15 protein-coding genes are annotated in these 15,408 nt (G+C 74.2%); 2 read left to right on the top strand and 13 right to left on the bottom strand.

Annotation, left to right across the window (positions count from 1 at the left end):
* From ICW40_RS01455 to ICW40_RS01400, 12 genes are all read right to left on the bottom strand, one after another.
* Positions 1-573 (bottom strand): hypothetical protein (locus tag ICW40_RS01455; protein WP_221652039.1); only part of this gene is annotated, 573 nt, incomplete at its 3' end.
* A 40-nt stretch (positions 574-613) separates the two neighbouring features.
* Positions 614-1,003, bottom strand: coding sequence for a DUF2304 domain-containing protein (locus tag ICW40_RS01450; protein ID WP_221652037.1), 390 nt, complete (start codon positions 1,001-1,003; stop codon positions 614-616).
* The gene (locus ICW40_RS01445) at positions 1,000-1,770 is read right to left on the bottom strand and encodes a glycosyltransferase family 2 protein (RefSeq protein WP_221652035.1); all 771 of its coding nucleotides are present in this window, start codon (positions 1,768-1,770) and stop codon (positions 1,000-1,002) included. The genes ICW40_RS01450 and ICW40_RS01445 overlap by 4 nt, the downstream gene beginning before the upstream one ends.
* Before the next feature lies 1 nt (position 1,771).
* Positions 1,772-4,078 carry a hypothetical protein gene (locus ICW40_RS01440; protein WP_221652033.1) on the bottom strand — a complete coding sequence of 769 codons (2,307 nt, stop codon included), beginning with the start codon at positions 4,076-4,078 and terminating at the stop codon, positions 1,772-1,774.
* Complete coding sequence (locus ICW40_RS21330) at positions 4,071-5,003, bottom strand: WxcM-like domain-containing protein (RefSeq protein ID WP_221652032.1); 933 nt, start codon at positions 5,001-5,003, stop codon at positions 4,071-4,073. The genes ICW40_RS01440 and ICW40_RS21330 overlap by 8 nt, the downstream gene beginning before the upstream one ends.
* Positions 5,000-5,422: a GtrA family protein gene (locus ICW40_RS01430; protein WP_221652030.1), complete on the bottom strand. Its 423-nt coding sequence runs from the start codon at positions 5,420-5,422 to the stop codon at positions 5,000-5,002. Before ICW40_RS01430 ends, ICW40_RS21330 begins: the two co-directional genes overlap by 4 nt.
* Complete coding sequence (locus ICW40_RS01425; RefSeq protein WP_308121557.1) at positions 5,409-6,401, bottom strand: glycosyltransferase family 2 protein; 993 nt, start codon at positions 6,399-6,401, stop codon at positions 5,409-5,411. The genes ICW40_RS01430 and ICW40_RS01425 overlap by 14 nt, the downstream gene beginning before the upstream one ends.
* Positions 6,382-7,473, bottom strand: a complete 1,092-nt coding sequence (locus ICW40_RS01420; RefSeq protein ID WP_221652029.1) for a DegT/DnrJ/EryC1/StrS family aminotransferase — start codon at positions 7,471-7,473, stop codon at positions 6,382-6,384. The genes ICW40_RS01425 and ICW40_RS01420 overlap by 20 nt, the downstream gene beginning before the upstream one ends.
* Before the next feature lie 204 nt (positions 7,474-7,677).
* On the bottom strand, positions 7,678-8,541 hold the full coding sequence (gene rfbA, locus ICW40_RS01415; RefSeq protein WP_221652027.1) for a glucose-1-phosphate thymidylyltransferase RfbA: 864 nt from the start codon (positions 8,539-8,541) through the stop codon (positions 7,678-7,680).
* 36 nt (positions 8,542-8,577) lie between these two features.
* Complete coding sequence (locus tag ICW40_RS01410; protein ID WP_221652025.1) at positions 8,578-9,558, bottom strand: FkbM family methyltransferase; 981 nt, start codon at positions 9,556-9,558, stop codon at positions 8,578-8,580.
* Complete coding sequence (locus ICW40_RS01405; protein WP_221652023.1) at positions 9,555-11,933, bottom strand: hypothetical protein; 2,379 nt, start codon at positions 11,931-11,933, stop codon at positions 9,555-9,557. The genes ICW40_RS01410 and ICW40_RS01405 overlap by 4 nt, the downstream gene beginning before the upstream one ends.
* Positions 11,933-12,514 (bottom strand): hypothetical protein, encoded by a 582-nt coding sequence (locus ICW40_RS01400; RefSeq protein ID WP_221652022.1) that lies wholly within the window; start codon positions 12,512-12,514, stop codon positions 11,933-11,935. The genes ICW40_RS01405 and ICW40_RS01400 overlap by 1 nt, the downstream gene beginning before the upstream one ends.
* 267 nt (positions 12,515-12,781) lie before the next feature.
* Between ICW40_RS01400 and manA the strand changes: the two genes are divergently transcribed.
* The gene (manA, locus tag ICW40_RS01395; protein WP_221652020.1) at positions 12,782-13,978 is read left to right on the top strand and encodes a mannose-6-phosphate isomerase, class I; all 1,197 of its coding nucleotides are present in this window, start codon (positions 12,782-12,784) and stop codon (positions 13,976-13,978) included.
* Positions 13,979-14,011: 33 nt separating this feature from the next.
* On the opposite strand, the gene ICW40_RS01390 is transcribed toward manA, so the two are convergent.
* Entirely contained in the window at positions 14,012-14,839 is an 828-nt protein-coding gene (locus ICW40_RS01390) for a TIGR03089 family protein (protein ID WP_221652019.1), read from the bottom strand.
* 205 nt (positions 14,840-15,044) lie between these two features.
* Between ICW40_RS01390 and ICW40_RS01385 the strand changes: the two genes are divergently transcribed.
* On the top strand, positions 15,045-15,408 hold a 364-nt coding region (locus ICW40_RS01385), incomplete at its 3' end, for a hypothetical protein (protein ID WP_374199121.1).

Genomic DNA, 15,408 nt, shown 5'->3' with positions numbered 1-15,408 from the left:
CGCCACCCCCGTGCGGCGGGCGCGCGCCCCGAGCGTCACGACGGTCGCGAGGGCCGGCGCGGCGACGAGGACGGCCCCGTAGGCGAGCACGGATCCGTTCCCGCTCGCGGCGACCAGCGCGGCACCCGCCACGCGCAGCGCCCCGTCGACCGCGAGCTGCGAGCCGTAGCGCCCGAACTGCCCGGTGCCCGCCAGCACCCCTCGTGCCAGGTACTCGGCGGCCTGCGCCGCGAGCGCGAGCACGAGCACGGCGACGAGCACGCGCTCGCCGCCGAGGATGAGCTCGGACAGCGGCACGTGCAGGGCGGCGCCGACCACCGCGAGGACGGCGACCGCCCACACCGCGTAGCGCAGCGTGCCCCGCATGCTGACGCTCGCACCGCCATCGACGGCGATGGCGCCCGAGAGACGCCGCCCGGCCTCCTGCTCGAGCGGCAGGAAGAGCCCGATGCCGACGGCGTTGAGGACCGTCCACGCCACCGACAGGGGTGCGCTGCCCGCGGGTCCCAGGTCCCGACCGGCGATGCCCAGGAAGGCGAAGCTCGAGAGCCCGAACACCCCGAGCCCGAGCACGACCCACAGGAACGAGGTGCGACCGCCGCGGCGTCCGGGGCTACTCAGGGTCGGCCCCCGGGTCCGGCGGTGCGACGCGGGCCTCGTCCGCCTCGCGCAGCCGCTGGACGTCGAGCTTGAGCATCGCGACCTCCTCGGCGATGGTCCGCGTCTCCTCCTCCAGGTTGGAGACCTCGACGCTGAGCTGGATGCAGACGAGCAGCAGCACGACCATCGCGCCCGAGAAGACGAGGTTGACCGGCGTCTGGACGCCGAGCAGGTCGGCGAGGGCGAACGCGAGGTTGGGGAAGATCCCGAAGACGCACACCCCGAGGGCCAGGAGCAGCCACATCGCCGCGTACTTCTCGCGCACGCGGCGTGTGCGCAGCAGCAGGAAGAGCAGGAGGACGACGCCGATGCAGAGGCCGACGGCGAGACCGTAGCCGCTCACCGGTCCACCCCCGTCGGCAGGGGCTGGGTGGGCCGGGACAGCGCGATGACGAGGGCGAGCACGGCGCGCAGCAGGAAGAAGGCGGCCTTGACCGGGTTGTGGGACGGGCGACCCCCCGCGCGCGGCCGCATGGTCACGGGCAGCTGCCGGATGGCGAGGCGCGCCCGCGAGGCGATCACCAGGGACTCGACCGTGTCGCCGAGGTACTCGGCGGGGTAGTTCGCGGCGAAGAGCCGGATCGCGCGCGGGCCGCACGCCTTGAACCCCGACGTGGTGTCGGTGAGCCTCGTGCCCGTCACCCGCGACAGCGTGACGGAGAGCACCCGCATCGCCCACCGCCGCGGGCCGCGCGCCTCGTAGCTGCCCTGGCCGGCGAACCGGGCGCCGATGACGATGTCGAGGTCCTCGGTGCGCAGCAGCTCGAGCATGCGCGGGATCTCGGCCGGGTCGTGCTGGCCGTCGGCGTCGACCTGGAGCGCGACGTCGTACCCGTTCCGCAGGGCGTACTTGTACCCGGCCCGCATCGCGCCGCCGACCCCGAGGTTGATCGGCAGGTCGAGCACGGCCGCCCCCGCCGCGTCGGCGACGCGTGCCGTGGCGTCCGTGGAGCCGTCGTTGACGACCAGCACGTCCGCCCCCTGCACCGAGGACCGGATCTCGGTGATCACCGCCGGGAGCGTGTCCTCCTCGTTCCAGGCCGGGACGACCACGAGGACGCGCGGGTCCCCGGGCCGGCCTGCCGGCGTGGCTCCGTCCGTGCGGGTCATCTCAGACCTCCTTCGCGCGCTGCGGGCCGGCGGTGGTCGGCGTCGGTCGCGGCCGCGGCGCGGGCCGCCTGCCGACGAGCCACGAGCCGAGGGCGACGAGCCCGGCGAGCACGGCGCCCGCCCAGAACGCGGCCCAGCCGAGACGGTAGCCCGGCGGGGTGTAGTCGACGGTGAGCTCCCACGCGCCCGCCGGAACGGTCGTCGCGACCGCTCCCGCGGCACCCTCCGTGACCTCGAGGTCCTGGCACTCGCCGGACCCGGACGGGACGGGGCAGACGCGCGCCGTCCAGCCGGGGTAGAAGGCCTCGTTGAGCACGACCGCGGTCGACTGCTCCGCGGTCACCTCGTAGACGAGTTGGCCGGGCTCGTAGCCGGCCGGGGTGCTCGTCAGACCGTCGCCGCAGTCCTGCGACGTGCGGCACCGCTCGAGCGCGGCCTCGTCGGGGACGGTCTCACCCGCGTCCGACAGCACGAGGCCCGGCGCGGAGTAGAACGCGTTCACGGGCGGGCCGAGCTCGGGGTCCATGAGCAGCTCGACGATCGTGGTCCAGGTGGGTGAGCGCTTGAGGTTCACGTACCCGCCGACCGCGTCGGTCCCGTTCCAGTAGCCCGCGTTCCACAGGGTCGAGACGACGCCCGAGGCGTCGAGGGGCTGCGGGAGGGGAGTGCGGCCGGGCCGCTGCGTGCCCGACCACGGCTGCCGCTCGGCGAGCAGCGCGTCGACCGTCGCGCCGTAGCTCGCGGCCTCCGTGTCGGCGCGCGGCGTCCGCCACGTGACCGTGGTCGTCCACGCCCAGGTCACCCCGGACACGAGCGTCAGGGCCACGAGGGCCGTCGCTCCCGTGCGGCGGTCGAGGCGGGCGACGGGGCTGCCCGCACGTGGGGTGCCCGGCTCGGGCGTGCGGAGCCCCTGTGCGAGCTGCGCGACGACGAGCGCGGCGCCGGCGAGGACGGCGAAGGCCGGTACCCACTCGTCCACGCGGTACGGGCCGGCGACGCCCAGGCCGGCGGCACCGACGCACACGGCGGCCGGCCACGCCCAGGCTGGCACCGTGCGACCGCCCAGGAGTCCCGCGACCCGCGACGGTCGGCTCGCGGCCGGGGTGTCCGGCGCGTCGCCGACCAGGCGGCTGAAACCGGCCATCGCGAGGACCAGGAGGACGAGCAGCATCGAGGCGCGGAAGTCGCTCAGCTGGAACCGGCTGACGCCGAGACCGGGGAGCGAGGCGAGCGCGCCGTGCCACGGCAGGTTCGGGACCCCCAGCACGACGGCCACGAGACCGGCGACGCCGGCCGCGCGAGCGAGCGGGTGCCGCCACGCCGCGAAGCCGGCCAGGAGGAGGCACGTGACCGGCAGGAAGAACGACCGCATGGAGATGTCGTTGGGCAGCGCCGGGTTGCCGTAGGGGTAGACGAAGGTGCCGAGCATGCCCCACGACAGGACGGACTCGTCCGGCACGTCACCGCCCGAGCCAGAGAGCAGCGCCGTCGGCAGGTACTTGGGCCCGAGGAGCAGGAGCGCGATGGCGCCCGAGACGGCGAGCGGGACGAGGTGGTCGCGCAGGCGTGGCCGCGCCCACACCTGGACGGCCACGAGCCAGGCGAGGTAGACGTAGACGCCGGCCGCGATCATGCCCGGGTACGTCGTGAGCAGCGCCTGCCAGAGGATCAGGGCCGCGACGGGGACGGCCCACCAGCGCCGCCACGGCCAGCCGGGGCTCAGGAGGGCGAGGATCCAGGGCATCCAGGCGTAGCCGCGTGCGATGTCGACGTGCTCCGCGTTGGCGTAGAAGCTCGCCGCGAAGAAGAACGCGACCAGCCCGAGCATCCCGGCCCGGAAGCCCAGGCGCCAGACGTGCGCCAGGACGAGGGCGCCCAGCGCCCCGAACGCGACGTGCAGCGCCGAGAGGGCGGCCGACGCGTGGATGTCGTAGGTGGTCACCGCGGCGACCAGCCCGACCGGGAGGTACCAGGCGCTGTTCTGGATCGACACCGCGGACGGGTAGCCGCCCCAGGCGTGCGGGATCCAGCTCACGGGCTGGAAGAAGCCGCCCTCCTCCCACCACACGAACGCCTCGGTGTTGTAGGAGCCGAAGAAGTCCCAGGGCGGGCTGACGCTCCCGTCGAAGTACCCGGAGAACATGAGCACCTCGAGCGCCACGAGCGTCCCGACGACGACGAGCGCGCGTCTCAGGCGACCCAGCCGGCCCGCTGCCCGTCGTCGCCCCGCCGGGCGGGCGGTGGGGGTGCGGTCCTCGGCGAGGTCGGCGCGCGCGGAGTCCTCGACGGCCTCGACCCGGTCAGCCACGGGCGGCGACCTCACGCAGGAAGGTGTCGTAGTCGCGGATGTAGTCGTCCTGGTCGTACTCGTGCGACGCGAAGACCCCCAGGACGGCGTCGTCCGAGTACATGAACTGGGTGCCCCACGTCATGGCGGGCATGTGGAGCGCGACGCCCGGGTTGTCGAGCCTGACCTGCCGTCGGGTGGTGCCGTCGTCGACGATGCACATGACGGAGCCGCGCAGGCACACGAGCACCTGCTCGCACTCCCGGTGGGCGTGCTCGCCGCGGACGTCCTTGGACGGGACGCCGAACACGGCGAAGAACCGCCGGGGGACGAACGGGAGGTCGCGCGCCAGCTCGATCGCCGTGAGGGAGCCGCGCATGTCGGTCGCGACGTGCAGCGGCACGAGGAGGCTGTCGTCCCCGACGCCCTCCGAGCCGGCCGTGGTCCCGGCGGGCGGGGTCGCGTCGACGGGCCGGCCGTCGTCGCCCACGTAGCCCACGATGCGGGCCGGGTTGCCGACCACGATGGCGTTGGCGGGCACGTCCCGGGTCACGACGGCGCCGGCGCCGACCATCGCCTTCATCCCGATCCGGAGACCGGGCAGGATCACGGCACCCGCTCCGAGGGAGGCGCCCTGCCCCACCTCCACGGGCAGGAAGGCCTCGGGGTACTGCTTGCTCCGGGGGAACCGGTCGTTGGCGAACGTCACGTTGGGCCCGACGAAGACGTCGTCGGCCAGGCGGACGCCGTCCCACAGCTGGACGCCGGACTTGACCGTGACCCGGTCGCCGACCACCACGTCGTTCTCCACGAACACGTGGTCGTTGAGGTTGCAGTCGGCGCCGATGACGGCACCGGGCAGCACGTGCGTGAAGGCCCAGATCGTCGTGCCGTCGCCGACGGAGCCCGTCTCGCAGATGCCCTGCGGGTGCACGAAATAGCTCACGGCGTGACTCTCCTGGGGTCGATGGCGCTCGGTCCGCGCCGGTGGGCGATGATCACACGGCCGCCGAAGAACGTCAGCGGCGCGGTGACGAGGACGACGAGGCCGCTCGCGACGTCCGGCATGCCGAGCCCGGCGGCGACCCACAGGACGGCGACGCCCACGAGGTACACGGCGACGTACATCAGGACGTAGAGGACCGTCTGCCGGCGCGTCATGGGGACGCCGTTGACGAAGCGGCCGGCCATGGCGGTCGAGAAGGCGATGCCTGCGGCGAACACGACCGTGTACGCGACGCGGGGGTCGATCACGGTGCTGAGGAGCGACAGGGCGATCCCGGTGACGAGCGTGTTCAGGCCGCCGACGAGCACGAAACGCCACCCGGCGGACCGCACGGGGCGCATCTGGTCAGTCGTCGGCATGGAACGTCTCCATGGTGCGCGCGATCGACCCGGGCCGCTGCTTGCTGTTCTCGAACGCGCGCCAGACGTACGAGCCGACGATGCCGAGCGCCGACAGCATCGAGAACGTCGAGAAGAGGATCGTCAGCATGAGCGGCGTGTAGCCGGTCTCGGTGATGCGGCCCGTGGCCCACCCGACGAAGACGACGACGGCGACCAGGGCGGTCAGCGCCGCCCCCGCGGCGCCGACGGTGCTGAGCATCGTGATCGGGATGTCGGTGAACGAGAAGACGCTGTCGAGCAGGTAGCGCACGCGCTTGCGCAGGGTCCAGCCGGACCGGCCCGAGGTGCGGGCGAGGCGCGAGTACGGCACCTCCTCGCGCCGGTACCCCACCCAGTAGAGGAGCCCGACGAGGCTCGAGTGCGCCTCGTTGAGGGAGAGCAGGCGCAGCGCCACCTCGCGTGTGCACCCGAAGACGTCGACGCCGCCGGGCGGGAACTCCGGGTTGATCGCCTTGCGGTACAGCCACCAGAAGACCCGCGACATGAGGGCCGAGAGGGCCGGGTCGTCGCGCGACTCACGGCGCCCGACGACGACGTCGACCTCGCCGGTCCGGAGCCGGGCGAAGAACGCCTCCATGAGCTCCGGCGGCTCCTGGAGGTCGGCGGCCATCACCCCGACGTACTCGCCGCGCGCCGCCGCCATGCCCGTCCGGATCGCGGCGAACGAGCCGAAGTTGCGGGCGTGCACGAGGAGCCTGCTGGGCAGCGGGGTGCGGGGGAGCAGCTCGCGGAGCACCTCGAGCGACGAGTCGGGGGAGCCGTCGACGACGAGCACCGCCTCGAGCCCTCCGCCGAGGCGCTCCGAGATCGCGCACAGCCGCTCGAGGAGCTCGGCCAGGGTCCCCTCGTTGGTGTAGACGGGGACGACGACCGAGTAGCGGATCGTCGTGCTGCCGCGAGGGACCGCGAGCGCGTCGTCAGAAGGAAGCGAGGGCACGGCCCACCCGCTCCACCTCGAGGTCGGTCAGCTCGGGGAACACCGGCAGCGACAGCACGCGGTCCGCGGCCTGCTCGGTGACCGGCAGCGTCAGCCCCCGGTACTCGTCCGCGACCGCGGGCTGCCGGTGGTCCGGCACGGGGTAGTGGACGTCGGTGCGGACGCCGAGGCCCGCGAGGTGCTCCTGCAGGCGGGCGCGGTCCTCGACGACGACGACCGCGAGGTGGCCGGCGTGCGACTCGTCCGGCGCGGGCAGCACCCGGACCGACGCGGGGGCGTGGTCGGCGTAGTGCCCGATGATCTCCCGGCGGCGGGCGTTCCAGCCCTCGAGCTGGGGCAGGCGGTGACGGAGCAGCGCCGCCTGGAGCTCGTCGAGCCGCGAGTTGCGGCCGCCGTCGCGCGTGATCGTGTACTTGGAGGTCCAGCCGTACTGCCGCAGCTCCTGGACCACGGTCGCGACCTCGTCCGACCGGGTCGCGACCGCGCCCCCGTCGCCGAGGGCGCCGAGGTTCTTGGTCGGGTAGAAGGAGAACGTCGCCGCGTCGCCGAAGGACCCGGCCCGACCGGCCGGGAGGGTCGCGCCGAGCGACTGGGCGCAGTCCTCGACCACCCGGATGCCGCGCGCGTGGCACAGCTCGACGACCGGCGCGACGTCGGCGGTCCGCCCGTACAGGTGCGTGACGACGACGACGCCCACGGTGTCGTCGAGCGCCGCCTCCACCGTCGCGGCGGTGAGCAGCAGCGACTCGGGGTCGACGTCCGCGTACCGGACCCGCAGGCCGGCGCGGCGGGCGGCCGTGGTCGTGTAGCCGCCGCAGTTCGCCGCGGTGAGGACGACGGGCCGGTCGGCGGGCGCCGTCGCCCGCAGGGCCAGCTCGAGCGCGTCCGTCCCGCTCGCCACGCCCAGGGCGTGGTCGACGCCGAGGAAGGCCGCGAGCTCGTCCTGGAACGCCCGGTGCTCGGGGCCCTGGACGAGCCACCCGGAGCCGACGACGCGCGCGACGACCTCCTGGATCGCGTCCGCCTGACCGGACAGCGCGCGGGACAGGTCGTTGACGGGGATCCAGTCCATGGTCGAGCGGGCTCCAGACTGCGGGTGGTGGCGTCTCTTCGGGTGTGTGCCGCGCCGACGGACGGCGGGGCGGGCACGGCGGTGCGCGGGTGGCCAGGTGGGACGACTGCGGTCAGCTGCAGGCCCGGCGGGCACGATCGTCGGTGCGTCGCGGCCCGGACCCGCGGGGAATCCTACCCGCAGGCCCGGGTGCGGCCCGGGACCTCACTCGTCGAGCAGGCCCAGCAGGTACGCGCCGTAACCGGACTTCACGAGGCCCTCGGCGCGCGTGCGCAGCTCGTCGTCGCTCAGGAAGCCACGGCGCCAGGCCAGCTCCTCGGGGCAGCCCACCTTGAGGCCCTGGCGGTGCTCGATGGTCCGGACGTAGTCCGACGCCTCGAGCAGCGAGTCGAACGTGCCCGTGTCGAGCCACGCGGTCCCTCGCGGCAGAACCTCCACCTGGAGGCGCCCCTGCTCGAGGTACGCGCGGTTGACGTCGGTGATCTCGTACTCGCCGCGCGCCGACGGCTCGAGGTCGCGTGCGATCGCGACCACGTCGTTGTCGTAGAAGTAGAGGCCCGGCACCGCGTAGTGGGAGCGCGGGTTCGCGGGCTTCTCCTCGAGCGAGAGCGCGCGACCGGAGTCGTCGAACTCGACCACGCCGTACGCCGTCGGGTCCGCGACGCGGTAGGCGAAGACCGCGCCGCCGTCGATCTCGGAGAAGCGCGACAGGCGGCTGCCGAGCCCCGGGCCGTAGAAGATGTTGTCGCCCAGGACGAGAGCCGCGGACTCCTGCCCGAGGAAGTCGGCCCCGAGGACGAACGCCTGAGCCAGGCCGTTGGGCTGCTCCTGGACGGTGTAGCTGAGGGAGACGCCGAACTGCGAGCCGTCGCCGAGGAGGCGGTGGAACTGCTCGGCGTCGTGCGGTGTCGTGATCACGAGGATGTCGCGGATCCCCGAGGCGATCAGCGTCGACAGCGGGTAGTAGATCATCGGCTTGTCGTAGACCGGCACCAGCTGCTTGCTGACGCCGAGCGTGATCGGGTGGAGTCGGGTGCCGGACCCGCCGGCCAGGATGATTCCGCGCATGGAGGTCAAGTGTGCCGCATGGCGGCACCGCCGCCGTCAGCCGTCGAGCCGGGTGACCTTCAGCCCGAGGCGCGGGAGCGGGGCGAGGAACTCCTCGAGCCGCTCGGCCGGGACGAACGCGTGGTTCCACGCGAGCCCGTGGTGGATGACCGCGTCACCGACGACGGCCTCCCACTGGCTCAGCCGCACGTCGACGAGACCGTGCCGTCCGAGGAAGACCTCCAGGTCCTCGAAGTGCGCGCCCGGGAGGACCTCGAGGAAGAGCACGGGACGCGCGCGGCCCACGAGCTCGTGCGCGCCCGCGAGCACGCGGTGCTCCGCGCCCTCGACGTCGATCTTGACGAGCGTCACGGGCGGCCGACCCAGCGAGGTCCAGTACGCGTCGAGCGTCACCGTCGGGACCGTGATCGGGGTGCTGCCCTCCTTGAACCCGGCGTCGATCGAGCTGCTGGTCTCGACGAGGCCCGAGTCGGGCGGCACGAAGAGCTCGATCGAGCCCTCGGAGTCGGACACCGCGCGGTCGACCACGGTGACCCTCGCGGAGGTCCGGTTGAGCGCGAGGTTCTCGCGCAGGAGGGCGGCCACCGGCGGGAACGCCTCGAACGCGTGCACGGAGGCGCCCCGGACGGTCGAGGCGATGAGCGAGTACACGCCGGTGTTCGCGCCGACGTCGAGCACGACGCCGGGTGCGCCGCGCAGCGTGGCGAGGAAGACGTCCGGCAGCGGCCGCTCGTAGCCCCACCACCCGCCCTGGTGGAACGCCTCGACGCACTGGTCGGTCCCCGCGCGGCGCAGCGCCTTGACCCGGTGCGAGCGCACGTCGTGCACGTCGGCCGGCAGCCGGAGGGCCACGACCTCACCGCCGGCGCGCCGCCGGTCGAGCCGGTCGGCGAGCGTGTGCGCGCCGGCCATCTCGAGGAGGTCGACCGCCGCTGCCGACCGGCTCAGGCCGCGGGCCACGAGGCCCCGCGCCCGGTCGGTCGTGCGCCGCAGCGCGTCGGCCGGCGACGCGCTCACGGGACCGTCACCGTGCGGCAGCCCATCGGGGTGTGCGGTGCCGTCCCCGTGTTGATGGCGAACAGGCACACGGAGCGGCTCCCGGCCGCGGCCGGCATCGTCGTCGTGAAGCCGTGCCGCTCGCCCTTGCCGAAGAGGGCCTGGATGTCGGGCCGGGGCGTGTCGGCGATGAACCCCGCGGAGACGCCGTCGACGTACATGTGGACGTTGATCGGCTGGTCCGTGTCCGGGTCCAGCGCCCACCCGCTGGCCGTGACGGAGCCGCTCGTCGCGCTGACCGAGTCGATCCAGCCGATCGGGGACGCGTCGGCGACGACCGTCACGGACCTGCACCCGAGGTTCGTGTTCGCGCCGGGCGTCGTGTTGATGGCGTAGAGGCAGACGGTGTGCCGCCCCGGGCCGGCGGGCACCGTCGCGCTGTAGCCGTGGCGGTCACCCAGCCCGTACTTCGCGGCGATGTCGGGCCGGCTGCCGTCGGCGGTGTGGCCGGACGAGACGCCGTCGACGTACATGTGGACCGCGATCGGCTGGTCCGTGTCGGGGTCCAGGGCCCACCCCGTCGCGGTGACCGAGGTGGCCGTCGCCGCGACCGAGTCGATCCACCCGAGGGGCTCGTTGTTGCGGACGGTGACGGTCCGGCAGCCCATGGGGGTGTTCGGGCCCGGGGAGGCGTTGATCGCGTAGAGGCAGACGGTGTGCGGCCCCGGGGTCGCGGGCATCGTGGCGGTGAACCCGTGCTTGTCGCCCTTGCCGAAGATCGCGCCGATGTCGGGACGGTCGCCGTCCGCCGTGTAGCCGGCGGACGCCCCGTCGACGTACATGTGCACCGCGACCGGCTGGTCCGTGTCGGGGTCGAGCGCCCAGCCCTTGGCGGTGACCGCGTCGCCCGTCGCCGTGACGGAGTCGATCCAGCCGATCGGGGTCTGGTTCCGCACCGTCACGGTGCGGCAGCCGAGCCGGACGTTCTCGGACGGTGCGGGCTTGATCGCCCACAGGCAGACCGAGTGGTCGCCCGGCGTGGCGGGCATCGTGGCCGTGAACCCGTGACGGTCGCCGTTGCCGAAGAACGGTACGAGGTCGGGGCGCGACTGGTCGGCCACGAAGCCGGCGGACGTGCCGTCCACGTACATGTGGACCGGGATCGGGTCCGGCGTGTCCGGGTCCATCGCCCAGCCCACCACGGTGATCGAGTCCGGGGTCGTGGTGACGGTGTCGATGACGCCGCGCGGCAGGCTCGGCACCTTGACCGTCCGGCAGCCCAGGCCCGTGTTGCCGGAGCCGCCGTCCTCGTCGATGGCGTACACGCACACCCGGCGGCTGCCGGCCTCGGCAGGCATCGTGGCGATGTAGCCGTGGTCGGGGCCCATCCGGTAGACCGCGTCGACGTCAGGGCGGGAGCCGTTGGCGACGAACGCCTGGGAGCCGTTGTCGACGTACATGTGGACGGAGATCGGCCCGCGCGTGTCGGGGTCGATCGCCCAGCCCGAGGCCGTGACGCTGCGCGAGCTCACCGTGACCTCGTCCAGGAAGCCGATGGGCGGGACACCGGTGGGCTTGCCGAACCAGTCGGTGAAGTAGCTGTAGAAGTTCCGGTTGCCGTAGGCGGAGCAGCTGTCGCCCGTGCCGTACCCCGCCGCGAGCGCTGCGGCGTTGGGCTGGTACGGCGTGTAGTTGTACAGGCTCGCGGTCGCCTGGTTGCGGATGAAGACGGCGCTCGAGCCGCACGCCGCGTTGGGGTGGAAGCGGACGTTGTTGGTGGCGCCCGCCTTGTGGCTGTAGCGCGTCGGGTTGAGCGCGTAGTTCTTCAGCTGGGCCGCCGCCGAGTACACCTGGTTGAAGAAGCCGTAGTACTGGGCGTCGCAGGCCGCGGTGTCCGGGCAGCCGTAGCCCATCGCGCTGCGGTAGCGGTTGGCGTACAGGTTGGAGCCCGAGCCGGTCACCAGGCCCTGCTCCTTCTGGAGCATCACGAGGATCACGCGGGGGTTGATGCCGCACGCGGCTGCGACCTTGGCGATGATGTCCGACGCGCGCTCGTCGGCCGCACCCGCGTACCCGCCGGGGCACTTGGCGTCGGGTGCGCGCGAGGCCGTCGCCTGCCGGTAGTTCTTGAGGCACGGCGTGCCGTCGGGGCCCGCGACGCACGACGGCGCCCGCTGCTGGAGGAACGCCTGGATCGATGCGGCGTCCATGGTCGCCGAGTCGTAGAAGATCCGGTCGCTGATGAGGTACCCCGGGTCGAACTGACCCAGGTCCGCGGCGGACGCCGGCGGAGGCGAGGTCGGCAGGCCGACGGCGAGCAGCGCCGCGCCGAGCGCGACCACCACCGCTCGGCGGAGCGCGTCCCTCGTGGACGTCCGTCGTCGGTCGGTCTTCATCACGGCACCTCGATCGTCACGGGGGAGGAGCTGCCGGCCGTCCGCGGGGACCGGTAGCTCAGTGTCGCCGACCACGTCCCGGGGACGAGGTCCGGCCCTCCGGCAGCAAGTGTCCCGCAGCTCGTCGTCGTCGCGTCGGGCGTCCCGGGTGCGGAGGCCGTCAGGACGCTCGAACCGCGGACCAGCACGAGCTCGCACTGCCCGTCGGCCTCCACCACGTCGGCGTAGCCGCCGACCTGGACGGTGCCGGTCGCGGGGTCGTGACCCCAGAAGGTCAGGGTCACCGCGGTCGTGCCAGGGGTGACGGGCGCCGGCTCCTCGGTCGGCGGCACCCCCTCGGCAGGCGGGGGGTTCACCGGCGCCGGCGCCGGTGCGGGCCCGGAGGGCGTGGGGGAGGCCGTGGGCTCGTCGACCGGCGTCGCGGTGGCATCCGAGGCCGGCTCCGACGCGCTGGGTGTCGGGTCGGCCGCCTGCGGCGCTCCCCGGTCGCGCGACCCCCACCACACGGCGACCGCCGCGACCACGAGCAGACCCACCACCGCCGCGGCGACGACGACCGTCCGGCGACGGGTGGCGGGCATGGCGTACCTCGGGTGGTGGGGCGGCAAGGGGTGGAGCCACGCTAGCCGTCCGGCTCCCGGGTCCCGGGGAGGTCATCGGCACGTCGTCGGGTGGTTCTGAGCCGGCCCGGCACGGCCCCGTCGGCACGACGGGACGAATCACACCAATCCGGGCGCGCCGATCACACCGTTCGCGGCGGGTCCGTCGGTAGAGTCGCCAGCGCGGTCGGGTCCTCCCGGGCGCGGAGGGGTGCGCGGGGCGCACCCACGGGGGAGGTGGGTGGGTCGGTGCTACGGCTGCAGGGGCACGTCCGGAGCTACGCATGGGGCTCGAGATCAGCCATCCCGCGCCTGCTCGGCCAGCCGGTCCAGGCCGACCCCGTCGCGGAGCTGTGGTTCGGCGCCCACCCGGCGAGCCCCTCGGTCCTGCAGGACGACCACGGGCCGGTGGCGCTCGACCAGGCCATCGCCGACGACCCCGAGCGGATGCTCGGGGCCAGCGTCCTCGCGCGGTTCGGGCCCTCGCTGCCGTACCTCCTCAAGCTCGTGGCTCCCGAGCGCCCCCTGTCCCTCCAGGTCCACCCGAGCGTCGACCGGGCCCGCGAGGGGTTCGCCGCCGAGGAGGCCGCCGGGCTGGGACGCGACGACCCGCGCCGCAACTACCGCGACCGGAACCACAAGCCCGAGCTGCTCTACGCGCTCACCCGCTTCGAGGCGCTGTGCGGGTTCCGGGCGCCGCGCCGCGCCGCCGAGCTCATGGCCGGGATCGACGCGCCGCTCGCGAAGCGGCTGCACGAGGTCCTCGTGGCCGAGCCGACCTACGAGGGGATCCGGGCGGCCTTCCGCAGCCTGCTCGAGCCGGAGCTGCGGCCGAGCGAGGACGAGGTGCAGACCGTCGCGGACGCCTGCCGCCTCCGTCTGGTGGACGGCTCGCCCTCGCCCCGCGCCGACCGCACCGTCGTGCAGCTCGCGGACGCGTACCCGGGGGACCCCGGCGCCGTCACCTCGCTGCTCCTCAACCCGGTGACGCTCGAGCCGGGTGACGCGCTCTTCGTGCCCGCGGGCGGTGTGCACGCGTACCTCAAGGGCCTCGGTGTCGAGGTCATGGCGAACTCGGACAACGTGCTCCGGGCGGGGCTCACGCGCAAGCACGTCGACATCCCCGAGCTGCTGGCCAACGTGGACTACGTCGCCGCGCCGCCGATCCGCGTCGGGCCGGAGGTGTTCTACGGGGCGACGAAGGTCTACTACGCGCCCGTCGACGACTTCGAGCTGTCGGTCACGACGGTGACGAGCGGCCGTGAGCACCCGCTCCCCGGTCGCGGGCCGCGCGTGCTCGTGTGCCTCGAGGGCCACGTGACGCTCGACTCCGTGGGCGACGGCTCGCTCACGCTCGGGCCCGGGGAGGCCGCGTTCGCCCCCGCGGACGACGGGCCGCTCAGCGCGAGGGGTCGCGGACGGCTCGTCCAGGCGGACGTGCCGTGACCCCGCGCACCGCGGCGCCCTGACGGTCGTCCGTCAGGCGCCGTCGCGCGCGTCGACGGTCACCCGCTCCGTCGCGCGGAGCCGCTCGCGGCGTCCGGGGTCGGCGGCGAGCTCGCGCGTGACCTCGGGTGCGCACAGGACGACGGAGCCGTCGGCCGCGAGCACCCCGAGCACGGTCCGGAGGTCGTCGGCCGCGGAGCCGGTGCCGTCCGACTCGACCAGCACGCGAGCGGGCAGGCCCGAGCCCGCGGACCCCGTCGCGCCCTCCGGCCCGGTCACGCGCTGCGCACCGGCCGTCGCCCAGGCGACGAGCTCGCCGTGCGTCACGGTCGTCGTCCCCGCACCGACCCCCGGCCCCTCGGCACCGAGCTCGACGGCAGGCTGCGCCGGGTCCGTCGGTGGCGCCCACACGAGCACGTCCCCGTAGGTCATGACCCCGGACGCCGCGTCGACCGCGCCGGGCGGGAGCGTCCCGTCGAACGACCGGGAGAGGGCGGGCAGGGCGACCGCGACGACGTCGCGCGCGTCCGGGTGCCGCTCGGGCGTGGCCGTCACGACGGCCGCGGCGGGCGTCGCCGTCCGGCCGAGCGCGACGCACGCCCCCACCCGCCACGCCGCGAGCGCCCAGGTGACGGTGCGCCAGTGGGTCGGCAGGTCGAGCGCGACGACCGTCCCCGGCCCCGCGTCGAGCTCCTCGACCAGGAGGTTGGCGATCTTCGACACCCAGTTGTCGAGCACGTGGCCCGAGAGCTCGACGCGCTCGCCGGACGGTCCGTACCAGGTGAGCCGGGGCCGGCCCGGGTCCGCCCGGAGCTGCGCGAGGACGGCGTCGACGGACGTGGGACGGTGACCGGTCGGCATGGGCGCCAGCGTAGGTCGTCGCCGCCGGGCGGCGGTCCGGGCGGCGGTCCGCGCGGGGTCCTGGCATCGTGTCCCCGCACGCGTGCCGCGGACGGCGGCGTGACGCCGCGCCGTGACGGCGACGGCCGGCCGACGCCTTGCCGACGCCTGCCGACACCTGCCGACGCCTGACCCAGCGGCGCCCCGGCACTCGTGAGGAGACGGCATGACCGCAGGACTGATCGCCGTGCTCGCGGCCGCGGTGTGCAGCGGCGCGGCGACGGTGCTGCAGGCGCGTGCGGCGCGGCGGGTGGCCGTGCGGCCGGGGCTGGACGCCAAGCTGCTCGTGCGGCTGGCGGCCCACCGCTCGTACCTCGTCGCGCTCGCCCTCATGGCGGCCGGCTTCCTCCTGTCCTTCTGGGCGCTGCGCACGCTGCCCCTCTTCGTCGTCCAGGGCGGTCGGGCCTCGAGCCTCGCGGTGGCCGCCGTCGGCGCGTCCCTCGTGCTCGGCGCGCGGCTGCGGCGCCGCGACGTGGCCGCCCTCGTCGCCGTCGCGGCGGGTCTCGTGGCGCTCGCCGCGAGCGCCGGCT

Origin of the sequence: Actinotalea ferrariae, assembly GCF_019733465.1 — a bacterium.
In the GTDB taxonomy this organism is placed as follows: domain Bacteria; phylum Actinomycetota; class Actinomycetes; order Actinomycetales; family Cellulomonadaceae; genus Actinotalea; species Actinotalea ferrariae_A.
The sequence above is the reverse complement of the archived record's forward strand: the minus strand, read 5'-3'. Positions and strand labels throughout refer to the sequence as shown.